This window comes from Streptomyces sp. NPDC045470, from assembly GCF_040646595.1.
Taxonomy (GTDB): Bacteria; Actinomycetota; Actinomycetes; order Streptomycetales; family Streptomycetaceae; genus Streptomyces.
The window spans coordinates 14,427-27,774 of record NZ_JBEZAN010000032.1 but is presented as its reverse complement, the minus strand read 5'-3'; the positions used below and the strand labels follow the sequence as shown (position 1 = coordinate 27,774).

General features: G+C 69.3%; 13 protein-coding genes and 1 pseudogene. 6 read left to right on the top strand and 8 right to left on the bottom strand.

Annotation, left to right across the window (positions count from 1 at the left end):
- Positions 1-17: 17 nt before the first annotated feature.
- The 5 genes and pseudogenes from AB0A97_RS39670 to AB0A97_RS39650 form a co-directional block, all read right to left on the bottom strand.
- Positions 18-1,982, bottom strand: a complete 1,965-nt coding sequence (locus AB0A97_RS39670; RefSeq protein WP_361160345.1) for a cellulose synthase catalytic subunit — start codon at positions 1,980-1,982, stop codon at positions 18-20.
- Between the two features lie 410 nt (positions 1,983-2,392).
- Positions 2,393-2,812 (bottom strand): annotated as a pseudogene (locus AB0A97_RS39665) (transposase family protein); the annotation flags it as partial.
- A gap of 46 nt (positions 2,813-2,858) precedes the next feature.
- Entirely contained in the window at positions 2,859-3,461 is a 603-nt protein-coding gene (locus AB0A97_RS39660; protein WP_361160342.1) for a CGNR zinc finger domain-containing protein, read from the bottom strand.
- A gap of 42 nt (positions 3,462-3,503) precedes the next feature.
- Positions 3,504-3,707 (bottom strand): hypothetical protein, encoded by a 204-nt coding sequence (locus AB0A97_RS39655; protein WP_361160339.1) that lies wholly within the window; start codon positions 3,705-3,707, stop codon positions 3,504-3,506.
- Positions 3,708-3,749: 42 nt separating this feature from the next.
- Entirely contained in the window at positions 3,750-4,601 is an 852-nt protein-coding gene (locus AB0A97_RS39650; protein WP_361160336.1) for an MBL fold metallo-hydrolase, read from the bottom strand.
- Positions 4,602-4,967: 366 nt separating this feature from the next.
- On the opposite strand from AB0A97_RS39650, the gene AB0A97_RS39645 reads away from it, so the two are divergent.
- Entirely contained in the window at positions 4,968-5,351 is a 384-nt protein-coding gene (locus tag AB0A97_RS39645) for a hypothetical protein (protein ID WP_361160333.1), read from the top strand.
- A gap of 146 nt (positions 5,352-5,497) precedes the next feature.
- Here the strand turns inward: AB0A97_RS39645 and AB0A97_RS39640 are convergent, their stop codons facing one another.
- Complete coding sequence (locus AB0A97_RS39640) at positions 5,498-5,935, bottom strand: nuclear transport factor 2 family protein (RefSeq protein ID WP_361160330.1); 438 nt, start codon at positions 5,933-5,935, stop codon at positions 5,498-5,500.
- Positions 5,936-6,336: 401 nt separating this feature from the next.
- Between AB0A97_RS39640 and AB0A97_RS39635 the strand changes: the two genes are divergently transcribed.
- Positions 6,337-6,915 carry a hypothetical protein gene (locus tag AB0A97_RS39635; protein WP_361160327.1) on the top strand — a complete coding sequence of 193 codons (579 nt, stop codon included), beginning with the start codon at positions 6,337-6,339 and terminating at the stop codon, positions 6,913-6,915.
- Between the two features lie 409 nt (positions 6,916-7,324).
- On the opposite strand, the gene AB0A97_RS39630 is transcribed toward AB0A97_RS39635, so the two are convergent.
- On the bottom strand, positions 7,325-7,774 hold the full coding sequence (locus AB0A97_RS39630; RefSeq protein WP_361160324.1) for a MarR family transcriptional regulator: 450 nt from the start codon (positions 7,772-7,774) through the stop codon (positions 7,325-7,327).
- Between the two features lie 149 nt (positions 7,775-7,923).
- On the opposite strand from AB0A97_RS39630, the gene AB0A97_RS39625 reads away from it, so the two are divergent.
- A complete protein-coding gene (locus tag AB0A97_RS39625; RefSeq protein ID WP_361160321.1) occupies positions 7,924-8,442 on the top strand; it encodes a phenolic acid decarboxylase in 519 nt (172 codons plus the stop codon).
- 1,784 nt (positions 8,443-10,226) lie between these two features.
- Here the strand turns inward: AB0A97_RS39625 and AB0A97_RS39620 are convergent.
- A complete protein-coding gene (locus AB0A97_RS39620) occupies positions 10,227-11,099 on the bottom strand; it encodes a helix-turn-helix transcriptional regulator (protein WP_361160319.1) in 873 nt (290 codons plus the stop codon).
- Between the two features lie 139 nt (positions 11,100-11,238).
- Between AB0A97_RS39620 and AB0A97_RS39615 the strand changes: the two genes are divergently transcribed.
- From AB0A97_RS39615 to AB0A97_RS39605, 3 genes are all read left to right on the top strand, one after another.
- Positions 11,239-11,505 carry an Atu4866 domain-containing protein gene (locus AB0A97_RS39615; protein ID WP_361160317.1) on the top strand — a complete coding sequence of 89 codons (267 nt, stop codon included), beginning with the start codon at positions 11,239-11,241 and terminating at the stop codon, positions 11,503-11,505.
- A 114-nt stretch (positions 11,506-11,619) separates the two neighbouring features.
- Positions 11,620-12,378 (top strand): glucose 1-dehydrogenase, encoded by a 759-nt coding sequence (locus tag AB0A97_RS39610; protein WP_361160313.1) that lies wholly within the window; start codon positions 11,620-11,622, stop codon positions 12,376-12,378.
- Between the two features lie 149 nt (positions 12,379-12,527).
- A complete protein-coding gene (locus tag AB0A97_RS39605; protein WP_361160311.1) occupies positions 12,528-13,304 on the top strand; it encodes an SDR family oxidoreductase in 777 nt (258 codons plus the stop codon).
- Positions 13,305-13,348 lie beyond the last annotated feature (44 nt).

Genomic DNA, 13,348 nt, shown 5'->3' with positions numbered 1-13,348 from the left:
TTCTCGGCTGCGCGGAGTTACGACGCGGTTGGCAGGCCCCGGCCGGTGGTGACGGGGGTTCCCGCGCCGGTGGTGACGGGTTCGTCTGAACCGGTGGTCACGGGTGTGCCCGGGCCGGTGATGACGGGTGTGCCAGGGCCGACGGCGACGGCTGTGTCCGGGCCCTGCGCGGCCGTGAGCCGGGGGCGGGCGAAGCGGACGCGGGCGGGTCGGGTGCGCCGGCTCCAGCGCCACAGCACCGGCGGGGCCAGGGCGATGGCCAGCGCCATCAGGGCCCAGACACACATGGCCACCTGGGTGTGGCCGAGCAGCGGAGCGGCCAGCAGGCAGCCGGCGAACAGGGCGGCCCACGCCAGGTGGGTGGCGAAGGTGCGCCACGTGTCGGGGCTCGCGGTGTCCCCCTTGGCGGTGACCACGAACCCGGCCTTGCGGCGCAGCACCGCCGCGGCCAGCGACCGCGCGTACAGAGGAGCGGACAGCGCCGAGAGCGCCATGCCGACCGCGCCGGAGGAGCCCTGGGGCTCGTGCGGGCTGACATTGTGGCGGCGGTTCCACAGATACAGGCCGATCTGCAAGGCGGCCGCGTCGCTGTAGAGCATGAGCCACACCTGCGACTCGATGTGGATGCCCGAGGCGCCCAGCCCCAGGAACAGCAGGCAGGACAGGCCGCCCAGCATCCAGTTGACGGCCGTCAGCGGGTAGTAGGCGATCATGAGGGCGTAGTTGAGGATCCGCCCGGGCGGGAGGCTGAACACGGCGCGCGGGAACTGGCGGCCCAGGGTCTCGTAGGTGCCCCGGCTCCAGCGCAGCTGCTGGTTGAAGAAGTCGCTCCAGGCCGCGGGGCCCTCGCCGACCGCCAGGACGTCCGGGGTGTAGACCGAACGCCAGCGGTGCCCGGTGGCCGGGTTGCGGTGCCGGTGTATCTCCATTCCGGTGGCCATGTCCTCGGTTATCGAGTCGTACAGGCCGCCGACCTGCTTGAGTGCGCTGATGCGTATGCAGTTGTTGGTGCCGACGAACATGGGGGCGCGGTAGGCGTTGCCCGCCCGTTGGATCAGGGCGTGGAAAAGGAACTGCTGGCTTTCGCAGGCGCGGGCGAGGGCGCTTTCGCAGTTGCCGTAGACCTGGGGGCCGACGACGAAAGCGACATCCGGATCACGGAAGTAGCCGAGCATGCGCTCCAGGAACTCGGGCAGCGGTACGTGGTCGGTGTCGACTCCGGCCATGAATTCGTAGGCGTGACCGTGCTGGTCCAGCCAGGCGTTGTAATTGCCGTGCTTGGTGCGGGCGCGGAACGGTCCCGACGGCTGGTTCCAGTTCCTGACGTTCTTCCGGGAGAAGTGCCGCACCCCCAGTTCGCGGCACAGCTTCCGCGCCTCGCGCGAGTTGCCCTCGTCCAGCAGCCATACGTCCACCCGCCCCTCGTGGCGTACCGCCCGCGCTCCCCGCAGCGTGGCCCGCACCATGGCCAGAGGTTCTTTTCCGGGTACGAAGCTGGTCAGCAGGGCCACCCGGCTGCCGGGGCGGGGCGCCACCGGGACCGGGTCACGGGCCATCAAGGTGGCGTGCGCGTTGGACGCCACGTTGACCAGTCGGAAGGTCTCCAACAGCCCCAGGGATATGAGCATGACCAGGTCGGCGCCGCGCTCCCAGGCGCTCACGCCAGGCCGGTGCACCCAGTGCTGCGGTTGCATCAGCCACACGAGCAGCCCCAAAGAGACCAGTGGCGCGCCAGCCAGCAGCAGCGCGGTGCCGATCCGATGCCGCCCCGAACCCAGCAGGCTGCGGTAGCGCACCCGGTAGACGTCGCCGTCCGCACCGGGCTCCGGGTCGGTCAGCGGCCCGGCCAGTCGGCTGAAGCGCGGGTAGTCGTACGGTCCCTCCGCGGGCTCGCCCGGACCCGCGGGCGCCGCGGCCGGAGCCGGAAGGGCTGGACGGCGGCGCTGTGAGCGCCGGCGGAAGCTGTGCTGCGTCGTGGACATGGGACGGTCCCCGCATGCTTGGTCTGCCGCCTCACGGCAGACAGATAGGGCAATCAGGGAAAAAGGTACCGCGGGTTTGTGCGGGGGGCCTCTCGGAAGCCGCCATGGTCTCTTCGGGGGACAGAGCGTGCGGGTACCTCATATGGCCTGCTGCGGACGGCTGTGCCGACGGCCCGAGCGCTCCGACCGGCGGGCGTCCGTGCCACGGCCGGACGGGGGCCGGGGACCTCCGACCGGTGACGGGAACTGACGACCTATGCGGCATATACGCAGCACGGACAGCGGCTGACGAGTTGGTGCGTGAGAGGGAGCGGGACGTGCTTGGCCGGGCGTGTACTGGTCTCAGACGGTGATGCTGCGATCAGGGGCCAGGCCGGCGACGGCGCGGCAGGTGTCGGGCAGCCGGTCGTGGTGGCCTTCCCCGTGTTCCGTTTCTTCTTGCCCGACACGAACGCCCGCCTGCCCCCTCGGCCGGCAGCGGGCCGGCGGACCTGCACCTCGGTGGCGTCCAGCCTCAGTGCAACACCCTCGGCCTGGGCGTAGGCGAAGACGCCCTCCAGCGTCCGGAGCCGCAGGCCCGGACGCTCGTCACTCGCGTACCCCGCGCGGTTGGCAGCCGACGGACCTCACCGACAGCCCGGCTGACCGTCGAGCGGTCGACACCGAACAGACACCCAAGACCGCATGCGGCAGAGCGTGCCGCAGAGGGAACAATGTGGCCATCGACCGGTCCAACCATCCCGTACCGGGCACCCACACCCGGCGCACGCTTCCCCGCCCCGTGCCGGAAAACGTCGTCCCTCAGCCGACACCGTCCACGGCTGGGCCAGTCGAGGAATGGTCAGCTGTCTGGCACCAGCGGCCTCCGGGTGTGGGCTACGCCTGTCCGGTGGCGCGTCGACGGGCGCGGTAGGCACGCAGGTTAACGGTGTTCCCGCAGGTCTTGACGTCGTGCCAGACGCCGCTGTTGTTGCGGGAGCGGTCGAAGAAGGCCACCTTGCACCGCGGGTTGCGGCAGGTCTTCAGGCGGCGGCGGGTGTCGGCCCGCTGACCCTCGAACGCCGCCGCGATGACCAGCGCGGCCAGGCGTCGCCACCCGGAGCCACGCGGTTCGAGACGGACGAGGCCGTCCTGGCCGAGTTGGAGCGCTGCGGTGGCGGTGTGCAGGACCGGCACGGCCTCCTGGGCGTCCTGGGCGGCCTCGGGTCCCAGTGCGACGAGTGCCTGCAGGTCGTCGCGGAAGGACCGCAACTCGGTGAGGCTCTCGGCGTCCAGGATGATGTCGGGAACGGCCTGCCCGACGCCTTCGGACCATCGCGCCATGGCCTCGTTCACCCACTTCTGGGCGGATTCGATGCCCTGCAGGAGATCGGGCTCCTGAGGCGAGCCGGCCGAGATGGTGTTGAGCAGGTCCTGCACCAGGCCGAGGCTGCCCGGGGCAGCCTCCAGGTCGTACCGTGCGGTAGCGGGCCACGGCATTGCGGATGACACCTCCTGGACGACGGGGACTGGCGAGCCTTCTCATCCTTTCACGGCGCGGGTGAGCCTCCGGGGCGCCCTCGGCCGCATGCGCGGACTGCGAAGAGCCCCCGGAGAGAGCGTCGTGGTGTGGGCGACCGCCGCAGCCCGGCCCACCCCCAACTGGGTGAGCAGGCCGAGCGTGGCACTTGCGATGATGGCCACGGCGGGTTCCAGGCCGTGCCGGGCCGTGGCCGTCCGGGTCATGATGGGCACCTCCTTCCCCGTGTGCGGGGGACTCGGGGCGGTTCAGGCCCCGAGCAGGCCGACCGCGCCGTACCACAGCGGTCCGGGGTTGAGACGGTCGCCGTGCAGCCGCATCATCCGGTCGAAGAACTCGCGCGCGGTGGGCTTGTCGTCCAGCAGCCGCTGGGCGTCCCGCAGGTACTGCCGCGTCTCCTCGATGATGGCCGGGTCGTCGGGGCGGTCCTTGTTCTTGTGCCCGGCGACGACGGCGCGCGGTTGCAGCTCGGCGATCCGGCCGAGGGCGCCCAGCCAGGCCGTCAGGCCGCCACCGCCGCCTTCGAGGATGTAGGGGTGCACGTCGTTGTAGGCGATGTCTCCGGCCACCACGAGGCCGATCGACGGCACGTGGAGGAAGGTGGTGTCGTCAGTGTCGGTGTGCCCGGCCTCGTACGCCCGGACGACGTTGCCCTCCAGCAGGAAGCCGTCGGCGGGGACGGGACGGGCCAGGACGGGCGTGGCCGGGATCCGGCCGGGGAAGACCTTGTCCCACATCTGCTCACGGCCGGTCGTGGCCTGCTGGTGCATCATGCGGATCGTGCCCTCGGTTGCGTACGCGACGGCGCCGGGGAAGCGTTCGACGAGCTGTGCCGTGCCGAACCAGTGGTCGCCGTGCCCGTGCGTGGCGTAGATGACCGTGAGCCGTTTGCCGGACCGTTCCACCCAGTCGCCGACCTGCCGGATCTGGTCGTGGGTGAAGGGCGGGTCGACCAGTACGGCGTCCCGCTCGCCGTGGATCAGGGTGGACGTGATCGGGGAGGAGACGATGGCCTCGCCGTCGGGCATGCGCTGGTCGCCTGCGCGGGGGGCGCCGGGCGAGACGAAGACCTCGTAGGACAGGGGGGTTGGGGTGGCCATGGCGGCCATCTCCTCTCGGTGCGTCAGAGTGGGTGGGGTCAGGCGTGTTAGCGCAGTTGTGGGTAGAACTCGTCGAGTTCGCCGGACAGGGCGGCCTGACCTGGCGGTTCATGTGGTCGGCCAGGACCTCGTGGGCTCCCGCCTCGAAGCCGTCCAGTGCGAGGGCGGTGACCTTGGCGGGGTCGGCCTTGGGCGCGTCCTGGCCGGCGGCGGTCCGGGTGTCCATGCGGCCCACGTGCAGGCCGGTGACCAGGGTTCCCGTTCGGCGAGGGCGACGCGTAGGGAGTTGGTGAGGGGCCATTCGGCGGACTTGGCCGTCGTGCAGGCCGCGGTGCGGGGACGGCGAGCCAGGACGGGACGGAGAGCATGGACAGCACGTTGAACAGCGCGCCGCCGCCGTTCCGGGCGAGGGCGGGCGCGAAGGCGCGGCTCATGCGGAGCGTGCCGAGGACGTGCGTGTCGAATTCGAGCTGCCAGCCGTCCAGTCTGCTTGCCGGCACGTTCGAACCGGTGGTCGGTCCGGCGTTGTTGCTCGGCAGGATCACGTCAGGCGTGGCCTGGGCGGCCGACGTGGACCTGCCGCGGGTCGGTGATGTCGAGCCGGATCGGCACGACTTCGGGGATACGGACGGACTCAGGACCCCGGGCACCTGCATGGACCTTGGCCGCGCCGCGCTCCGGCAGTGCCGTGGCGAGCTCCAGCAGTGCCGTGGCGAACTGTTCTCCCCAGGCCGCGGTTGGCGCCGGTGACGAGGGCCACCGCTCCGTTGCCCTGCATGGTTGTTCACCTCCTCGGCGGCACCCAGCCGTGGGGCGCCCCCGATCGATCGTGCGGGGGGCGAGAGGTTTTGCCCGCCCGGACGCCGCCGGAACGGCGACGGGTGCGGGCCTGCGGGTCAGGCCCGGTAGAAGTGGTCGCGCCCGACGACACCGCCGACGCGGTTGCCGAGCTCGTTGGAGAAGGCCAGCAGGTTGTCCAGGGGGCGGTGCTGGATGACGGCCCGGGCGATCTTGCCGTCCTCGTCGACGGTCAGGATGGTGGAGCCCCGCAGCTCCTTGCCGCCGAACGCCTTGGCCTCCCACTCGATACAGGTGCGGGTCCCGTCGGTGATCTCGTACGTGAAGACGAGGGCCTCGTAGATGCCGCTGGCGGCACCCATGACCTGCTTGACGTTGTCACGCCCTTCGACCGGGCTGCGCAGCGCGCTGGCTTCGAGAACCACGTCCTCGGCGAACGCGGCGGCGAAGGCCTCGGCGGACTTGGCCGCGAACGCTTTGGTCCAGGGCTGGGCCTCGACCTCGTCGGTGGTGTTCGTCTTGGTGGTGCCATTCATGGGGATCACTCCTGCTCTGTGGTGCGGGCGGTCGCTCCGGCACTCGGGGGAGGTGACGGGGACTGCCTCAAAGGCATGTAATAACCGTAGCACTTTTGAGTATGTCGGCAACTGGTGCGAATGATCCGATCGCCAATATGTACACCACGAGGACACCTGGGTGTCTTCGGTAAACCCACTTCTCGCCGGACATGGCCGTATGGTCTATGGCTCTTTCGCTCAGCGGGCTGCGACCAGGTCCCTGCGGGGCTCACCGGCTCAGCTCGACGGCAGCGCGCTCGACACTCACCACGGCAGGCGGACGACGCGCCTGGACGGCCGCTCGGCACGATGGCCACCGATCGACACGCCCGAGTGGTCTCCGTCCGGAGCGCCACGACTCCCCGGAGAGGAGGAACCGTATGAGAGCCGAAGGCGGCGCGGGCAGGCGCACCCGCCTCCAGCGCACCGGCAGGGACGGTCGGACGCTGGTCTTCGTCCACGGCTTCCTCGACGGCAAGCGCCTCTGGGACGACGTGATCCGGGAGCTGAAGACCCAGGGTGTCCGGACCGTACGGCTGGACCTGACCGGACTGGGCGAGCGCACGGACGCCGACGGCCCGTGCATGCTGGACCGGCTCACCGCGGTCGGCGCCCGGGTTCGGCACGAGGTGGTGCGCGCGCTGGCGGGCTGCTGGAACGTCGGCCACCCGAACGGACGGCGGCCGAGCCGCTACCAGTATCCCGTGCTGGCGATCCGGGGCGCGGACGACGGCTTCATCACCGAAGGGCTGGTCACCGGGGGAGTGCTGAGGCGCTGCGGCTCCATCGAGGCAGCCACGGTCGACGGCGCCGGGCACTGGGTGCACGTCGAGCGGTCCGCTGCGGTCGCTGCGCTGCTCGATGTCCTTCCCGGCAGAAGGCGGCGTCACGCTGCGCGGCCGGCTGTTCCTCCCGGACGGCCCCGGCCCGCATCCGGTGAGATCGCTCGTGACATGTGAAAGCCCGGCTGGCTTGCTCCGCCCCTGTGCGGCACTGGCCCGGCCGGAGTGGTCCGACCGTTACGCGACCCGGCCGAGGAGTCCCGCTATCCCAAGCGGCACACTGTCCGAACCGGCATGGCGGACCAGGTCGGTGCGGACGGCATGGAACTGCTGCGCGCGATGTGGTCCGAGCAGGCGCCACCGCAGGTAAGAGACCTCAGGGCAGGGGAAGTCCTGCGACAGGTGTGGATCCGGCAGCTTCAGGCCCGCGACGACGCAGAGCGTTGGCGGGACATGAAGGACGTGCCGCCCGGCAGCCTTCGCCTGCGCTCGCCCTGCGGCCTTGAAGCCCGTCCCGGATCGAAGCGGGATCTGTCCTGGGGCGGCTATAGGGCCCACTTGACCGAGGTCTGCGACACCGACGCCCTCATCCCTGGCCGGCGGGGGCCTGTGCCTCCAGGGCGGTGAGCAGTTCGGTGAGCGCGGGGAGCGACCGTTCCAGCGCCTCGCGGCTTTCCGGGTGCAGGCCGTCCAGGGCGCGGCGCAGGGCGGCCGTGCTGGTGCGGTCGTACCGGTCGAGCATGTCGAGGGCCTTGGGGGAGGCGGTGAGGTGGGCGGTGCGCAGGTTGGTGGGAGAGGGGGTGCGCTCTACCAGGCCCGACGCGGTCATGGTGCGGATGAGGTTGCTGACCGTGGACGGGGCTGCCTTGAGCTGGGAGGCGGCCTCGCGTGGGGTGACGGTGCCGGCTTCGGCCAGGACCCGCAGCAGTTCGATCTGGGCCTCGGGGAGGTCGGGCAGGCCCTCGGAGCGACGGGTGCGCAGTACGGCCCGGCGCAACGGGCCGAGGAGTCGGCCGAATTCGGTCGCGGTGTCCATGGCCCCATTGTGCCTCATCTAAAATTTTGCAACAAAACAGTTTTGTTGCAAAATGAAGCGGGGTGGTGAGGATCCCGCACTCGCGGACCCGTCGCCCTCGGCACACCCGTGACGCCTCGCGTCCGAACCCCTCGTCCAAGGAGGAACCCATGACCACTGTCGCCGACCCCGCCCCCGCCCAGGACCTCTCCGGGATCGTCGGCCACCGCTTCATCTACACGTACGCCAACGGCTGGCAGTACGAGATGTACGTGAAGAACGACCACACCATCGACTACCGCATACACAGCGGCCACGTCGGCGGGCGCTGGGTCAAGGACCAGGAAGTCGACCTCGTCCAGCTCGACGACGACAGCTACAAGGTGTCGTGGACCGAGCCCACCGGCACCTCCGTCGCCGTCAACGTCATGCCCGGCAAGCGCCGCCTGCACGGCGTCATCTTCTTCCCCGACTGGATCCGCCGGCACGGCGAGCGCACCGTCTGCTTCCAGAACGACCACCTGGAGCAGATGCGCGCCTACCGCGACCAAGGCCCGGCCTACCCCATCTACGTCGTCCCCGAATTCGCGAAGATCACACTGTTCGAACATGTCGGTACGGACGACGACTCGGTGGTCTCCACCGCGCCCGGCGACCTCCCCGACGGCTGGGCCGACCGCACCAACTGACAAGCGCGGACGCCTTCATGGCCGGGCATGCCCGGGGCTGCTCCCGTCGGCTGCCCGGCCGTCCGGGCCCGTACCGCGTCGGCGTCCAGGTGCTGGGCGTACGTCTTGCGGGCGCCGTCCGAGCGCTGGTGGGGGGTCCGGGCCGCGGCGAGGGCTCGCATGCAGCGGCAGTTCGGCAAGCTGGTCAAGATGGATTGTGGCTTGCGCTGGAGGCTCTGTCGTACGTACCCGGGCTCGCCGCTCCCGAGAACCCGGAGGAGCGGGACTGCGAGGGTGCGGGCGGTGCGGCCTATCGGACGCACGCGGCAGAGAAATTCCACACGCGCACAAGGTCGCAGCCCTTCGAGCTCGATAAGCCGAACGTCGGGGCGATCTCCTCGGCGCTCGCTGTCCCGCGCCAGGTGGCGCTGATGAGCTCGGGGTTGCACCGGCCGTAGTCCGTTTCTTTGCTCGGGCTGGACATTCCTGTTATAGGCGCCTTTCGCTTTGGTTGCTTCCAGGCGGTGAGAAAGCGGGGAGAACATGGCCGGCCAGGTGTCCTGCTGTGCTCTCCATTCGAGCAGTGGCGCCGAGACATTTGTCCGCCCAGCGGTCAAGTTCGTCCATGTGTGCAAACCCAGCTGATTCTTCGTCTGCTGGTGGTGTAGCGTGCATGGCGGCGTGACCTCGGCTGCGGGACCTGCTCTGCGAGTTGGCCGACCTCCAGGGCCAGATACGCACCGCCGAAGATGACTCACAGGACCCCGGCTGGATCGGTCTTCACGAAGACTTGTGCACCGACATCAAGGATCTGCGCACGCTCGCACCGCGTTGCCCTATCGTGATCGGGTTAAGGCGCGTTGAGCCCTAATGGTTCAGGAATCGGGGGAGCCACTGTGCCTCTGGGGCGACCGTCATGCTCGCCGCAGAGCGGAGCGGCAGAGGGTGGCTCAGGCGTGCTGTCGTGAAACGGTGCGGCTCTTCCGAAATGCCGAGCGATCAGGCAATGAGGTCGTATCCGTCCCGGTAGGGCCTGGCGTCGGCCCCTGCAGAAGAGCGGCACTCGGGTCCGGGTCGTGGCAGTTGTGCCGATGACCGACGTCCTGCCGGCCGGTGGTGCTGAGCTCGATACGAATGAGCTGGATGCCCGGTGGGTGGATGCCTGGCGGCCGAAACAGGTCGCGGAGCGGTTGGATGAGGTGGATACGCCCTGGTGCAACGCGGCGGGGTGGGCTGGATCTGTTCCGCGGAGGGCGGCCGCGGCCGCATGGTGATCTGGAGATCGCTGTGCTCTGGCTGGATGTTCGGAGATTCGAGGCCGCTGCGCCGAGTACGAGTGGGACGCGGTTGCCGACTCGCTCCAAAGCGATCTGCGGTTTTGTGGCCCATGTCCCGTGTCCCGCGCTTCTCGCGCTCGCTGCGCCACACGGCCCGACATATGCGTACGCCCGAGGCCCACGACATCCTGGACCTGTTCGTGGTGACCAACCTGCCCTTGCCGCCAGCGGCGCTACCGCCGTCAACCTGGCCCGATGAGCCGCCATTCTGACACCCGCCATGGAGATCACGAAGATCACTCTTCAAGTGCAGCCGACTCCGGTCATCCGTGCAGCCCACTCCGGAAGCTGACACTTGAAGTCGTCGCTCATGACCCCGGACTGTTTCATGAGGCGTTTCAGATGCCCAGTCGTTTGCAACAGCTCATGAAATATGATCGCCGCAGGTGGCGACCGCCCGGCTGGGTGTTTCATGAGCGACCACCTATGAAACACGCGGGGCGAAATCGTCCGGGCACTGTTGCCGACCTACCTCCATGTTCCGTCGGCTGATGAGTGGTGGGGCCGGGGACCGGGCCGACGCCGGGTAGCGTGGATGGAACCGAGCAGATTGAGGGACTGGTCACTAGGGCTGCCTGGTTCGGCGTGGTAGATGACGAGCTGCTGGCCGGGGGCGTCGCGTACGTCGAAAGCCTGGTAAGTGAGGGTGAGGGGGCCGACGTCCGGGTGGAGGAAGTGTTTGGCGTCCTGGGTCTTGCCGCGCACGGTGTGGGCGTTCCAGAGGCGGGTGAAGTCCGCGCTGTGCTCAGTGAGGGTGCGGACGAGTTCGCGTAACCGTGGGTTGTCCGGGGCGAATCCGGTTGCCTCGCGAAGGTTGGCGACGGTGGCCTGTGCTGCCCGGCCCCAGTCCGTGTAGAAGTTTCGGCCCGCGGGGTCGAGGAAGGTCATGCGGGCCAAGTTGTCCGCCGGCTCGAACGGTGCATAGAGGGCATCTGCCAGGGCGTTGACGGCGAGGAGGTCCAGGGTCCGGCTCATGACGAACGCTGGAGTGTTCGGGTAACCGTCCATGAGCTGTCGCAGCGAAGGGCTGACCCGCTCGGCGGCGTGGACGGAGGGCTGGTCGTTCGGCGCGGCCCCGGCCAGCCGGTACAAGTGTGCGCGTGCGTACGCGTCGAGGCGCAGCGCGCGGCTGAGCGCGTCGACCACCTGGGGTGAGGGGTTGCGCTCGCGGCCTTGTTCCAGGCGGGTGTAGTAGTCGGCGTTCACTCCGGCCAGGACAGCGACCTCCTCGCGGCGCAGTCCGGCGACTCTGCGGGCCCCGTAGCTCGCCATGCCGACGTCCTCCGGCCGCAGGCCGTCGCGGCGTGCGCGCAGGAAATCTCCCAGGTGGTTGTCGTCCATGTGTTCAGGCTAGGCGGCGGCCCGGTGCGCAGCCTGGGTGTGCCACACCCAGGCAGCGCGCGTCCTGGTTGAGAGACGCTGACCTGCCCAGACTCGGTGGAGCAGGAAGGACGACACCATTTGAGGAGAGGAATCCGCCATGGCCGGAACTGTTGAGGGCAACCACGTCGACGTGGTCGGGATGTGGGTGACCGCGGATGGTCACATCCGTCAGGAGCTGCTGCCGGACGGCCGCTACGACGAAGCCCGAGGCGAGCGGCACAGCGCGTACACCGGCCGGTACACGGTGACCGGCAGCCACCTGGACTACGTCGACGACACCGGGTTCACCGCCACGGGCGACATCCGGGACGGGGTGCTCTATCACGAGCACCTCGTGCTCTACCGGGAGCAGAAGTCGTCGTAGGGAGGCCCGGCCACGGCTGCCCTGGGCACCGGGGCGAATCCGCCGTCGGCGGACCAGAAGTCCCGGCACAGCAGTCAGCCAGTCAGTCAGCAACGAGAATCAAGGACCGTATCCATGACAGGACAACGACTTGCCGGCAAGATCGCGCTGATCACGGGCGCGACCGGCGGCCTCGGCACAGCGACCGCCGAACTCTTCGCCCGAGAAGGCGCCAGACTAGTGATCACCGATCTCGCCGAAGGCCCCCTGCGGGACCTGTCCCACCGGATCGGAGCACAAGGCGCGGAGGTCGTCGCTGCTCGCCTCGATGTCTCCTCCGCGCGGGAGTGGGACGAAGTGATCACCGTCGTACGCGACCGGTTCGGAACGCTGGACGTGCTCGTGAACCTCGCCGGCATCCTGGACTGGCCAGGTATCGAGGACACGCGGGAAGAGGCTTGGGACCGCGTCATCGACGTGAACCAGAAAGGCACATGGCTCGGCATGAAGGCGGCGATGCCGCTCCTGCGTGCGAACGGCAACGCTTCTGTGATCAATACGTCGTCAGTACTCGGCCTGGTAGGAAGCGGTGCCGCTGCGGCCTACCAGGCGTCCAAGGGGGCCGTGCGCCTGTTGAGCAAGACCGCCGCGGTCGAGTACGCCCGGCAGGGAGTACGGATCAACACGGTGCATCCCGGCGTGATCGCCACGCCGATGATCCAGGAACTCCTGGACGACCAGGGCGACCAGCAGCCGGACATCCAACGCACCCCCATGCGCCGAGCCGGCCGCGCCGACGAGATCGCACCCGCGATCCTCTTCCTGGCCTGCGACGACTCCTCGTTCGTCACCGGCGCGGAGCTGGTGGTCGACGGCGGGCTCACCGCGCACTGAACAACCCAGCCGTATGACGTTCACGTGGGCCTGCTGTGAATGCGTCAACGGCGCGGCCCACCCGGTCCGCGCACCGCACCACTGCACAGCACTTCAGGTGCCCTGCACCGGCGCCCGCACTCACACTCGCCTTCTCCAGGGACCGCATCATGACACCTGCAACCGCATCCGCCGCAAGGTCCGAATCCACCGAGTTCGCTGGGAAGATCGCCCTCGTCACTGGAGCCGCGCGAGGGGTGGGCCGGGAGACCGTGGCGCTCCTCCACGCCCGCGGTGCCCGGGTCGTCGCCCTCGACCTCCGTCCCGACGTCACGAACCTGGCGGGGGAGTTTCCAGGCGTCGTCGCGACAAACGGTGACATCACCCAGGAGGAGACCGCCCACCGCGCGGTGGCAACGGCCCTGGACGTCTTCGGCGGGCTGGACATCCTCGTGAACAATGCCGGGCGCACCCAGAACAAACCCGTCACCGAAACCACGGCCGAGGACTGGGACACCGTGATGGCGGTCAACGCCCGCGGCTCCTTCTTCTGCGCCCGCGAGGCATTCCGGGCCATGAAGAGCAGTGGCGGCGGCGCCATCGTCAGCACCGGCTCGTACGCCTCCACCGTCGCCCTGCCCGAAGGCGTCGCCTACAGTGCGTCGAAAGGTGCTCTGGCCCAACTGACCAAGGTGCTCGCCGTCGAGGGCGGCCCGCTGGGCATCCGCGCCAACCTCGTAGCCGCGGGCGTCATCGAGACGGACTTCCTCGACACGATCCGCTCCGACAGCCGCGCCTACCTGGCGTCCTTCGCCGCGGCGCAGCCACTGGGACGTGTGGCGCAGCCCGAGGAGATCGCCGAAGTCCTGTGCTTCCTCGTCTCGCCCCGCTCCAGCTTCGTCACGGGAGCCGTGGTCGCCGCTGACGGCGGCTTCACCGCGCTCTAGCGACGCATCAGACAGCACATGTCTGGCGACCACGGCCCGCAGGC

Coding starts and splice junctions, on each gene's coding strand:
- AB0A97_RS39630 (WP_361160324.1), bottom strand. CDS start 7,774: ATGGACACCGCGACCGAATTCGGCCGACTCCTCGGCCCGTTGCGCCGG.
- AB0A97_RS39645 (WP_361160333.1), top strand. CDS start 4,968: ATGGACAGCACGTTGAACAGCGCGCCGCCGCCGTTCCGGGCGAGGGCG.
- AB0A97_RS39650 (WP_361160336.1), bottom strand. CDS start 4,601: ATGGCCACCCCAACCCCCCTGTCCTACGAGGTCTTCGTCTCGCCCGGC.
- AB0A97_RS39620 (WP_361160319.1), bottom strand. CDS start 11,099: ATGGACGACAACCACCTGGGAGATTTCCTGCGCGCACGCCGCGACGGC.
- AB0A97_RS39655 (WP_361160339.1), bottom strand. CDS start 3,707: ATGACCCGGACGGCCACGGCCCGGCACGGCCTGGAACCCGCCGTGGCC.
- AB0A97_RS39625 (WP_361160321.1), top strand. CDS start 7,924: ATGACCACTGTCGCCGACCCCGCCCCCGCCCAGGACCTCTCCGGGATC.
- AB0A97_RS39640 (WP_361160330.1), bottom strand. CDS start 5,935: ATGAATGGCACCACCAAGACGAACACCACCGACGAGGTCGAGGCCCAG.
- AB0A97_RS39615 (WP_361160317.1), top strand. CDS start 11,239: ATGGCCGGAACTGTTGAGGGCAACCACGTCGACGTGGTCGGGATGTGG.
- AB0A97_RS39605 (WP_361160311.1), top strand. CDS start 12,528: ATGACACCTGCAACCGCATCCGCCGCAAGGTCCGAATCCACCGAGTTC.
- AB0A97_RS39670 (WP_361160345.1), bottom strand. CDS start 1,982: ATGTCCACGACGCAGCACAGCTTCCGCCGGCGCTCACAGCGCCGCCGT.
- AB0A97_RS39635 (WP_361160327.1), top strand. CDS start 6,337: ATGAGAGCCGAAGGCGGCGCGGGCAGGCGCACCCGCCTCCAGCGCACC.
- AB0A97_RS39660 (WP_361160342.1), bottom strand. CDS start 3,461: ATGCCGTGGCCCGCTACCGCACGGTACGACCTGGAGGCTGCCCCGGGC.
- AB0A97_RS39610 (WP_361160313.1), top strand. CDS start 11,620: ATGACAGGACAACGACTTGCCGGCAAGATCGCGCTGATCACGGGCGCG.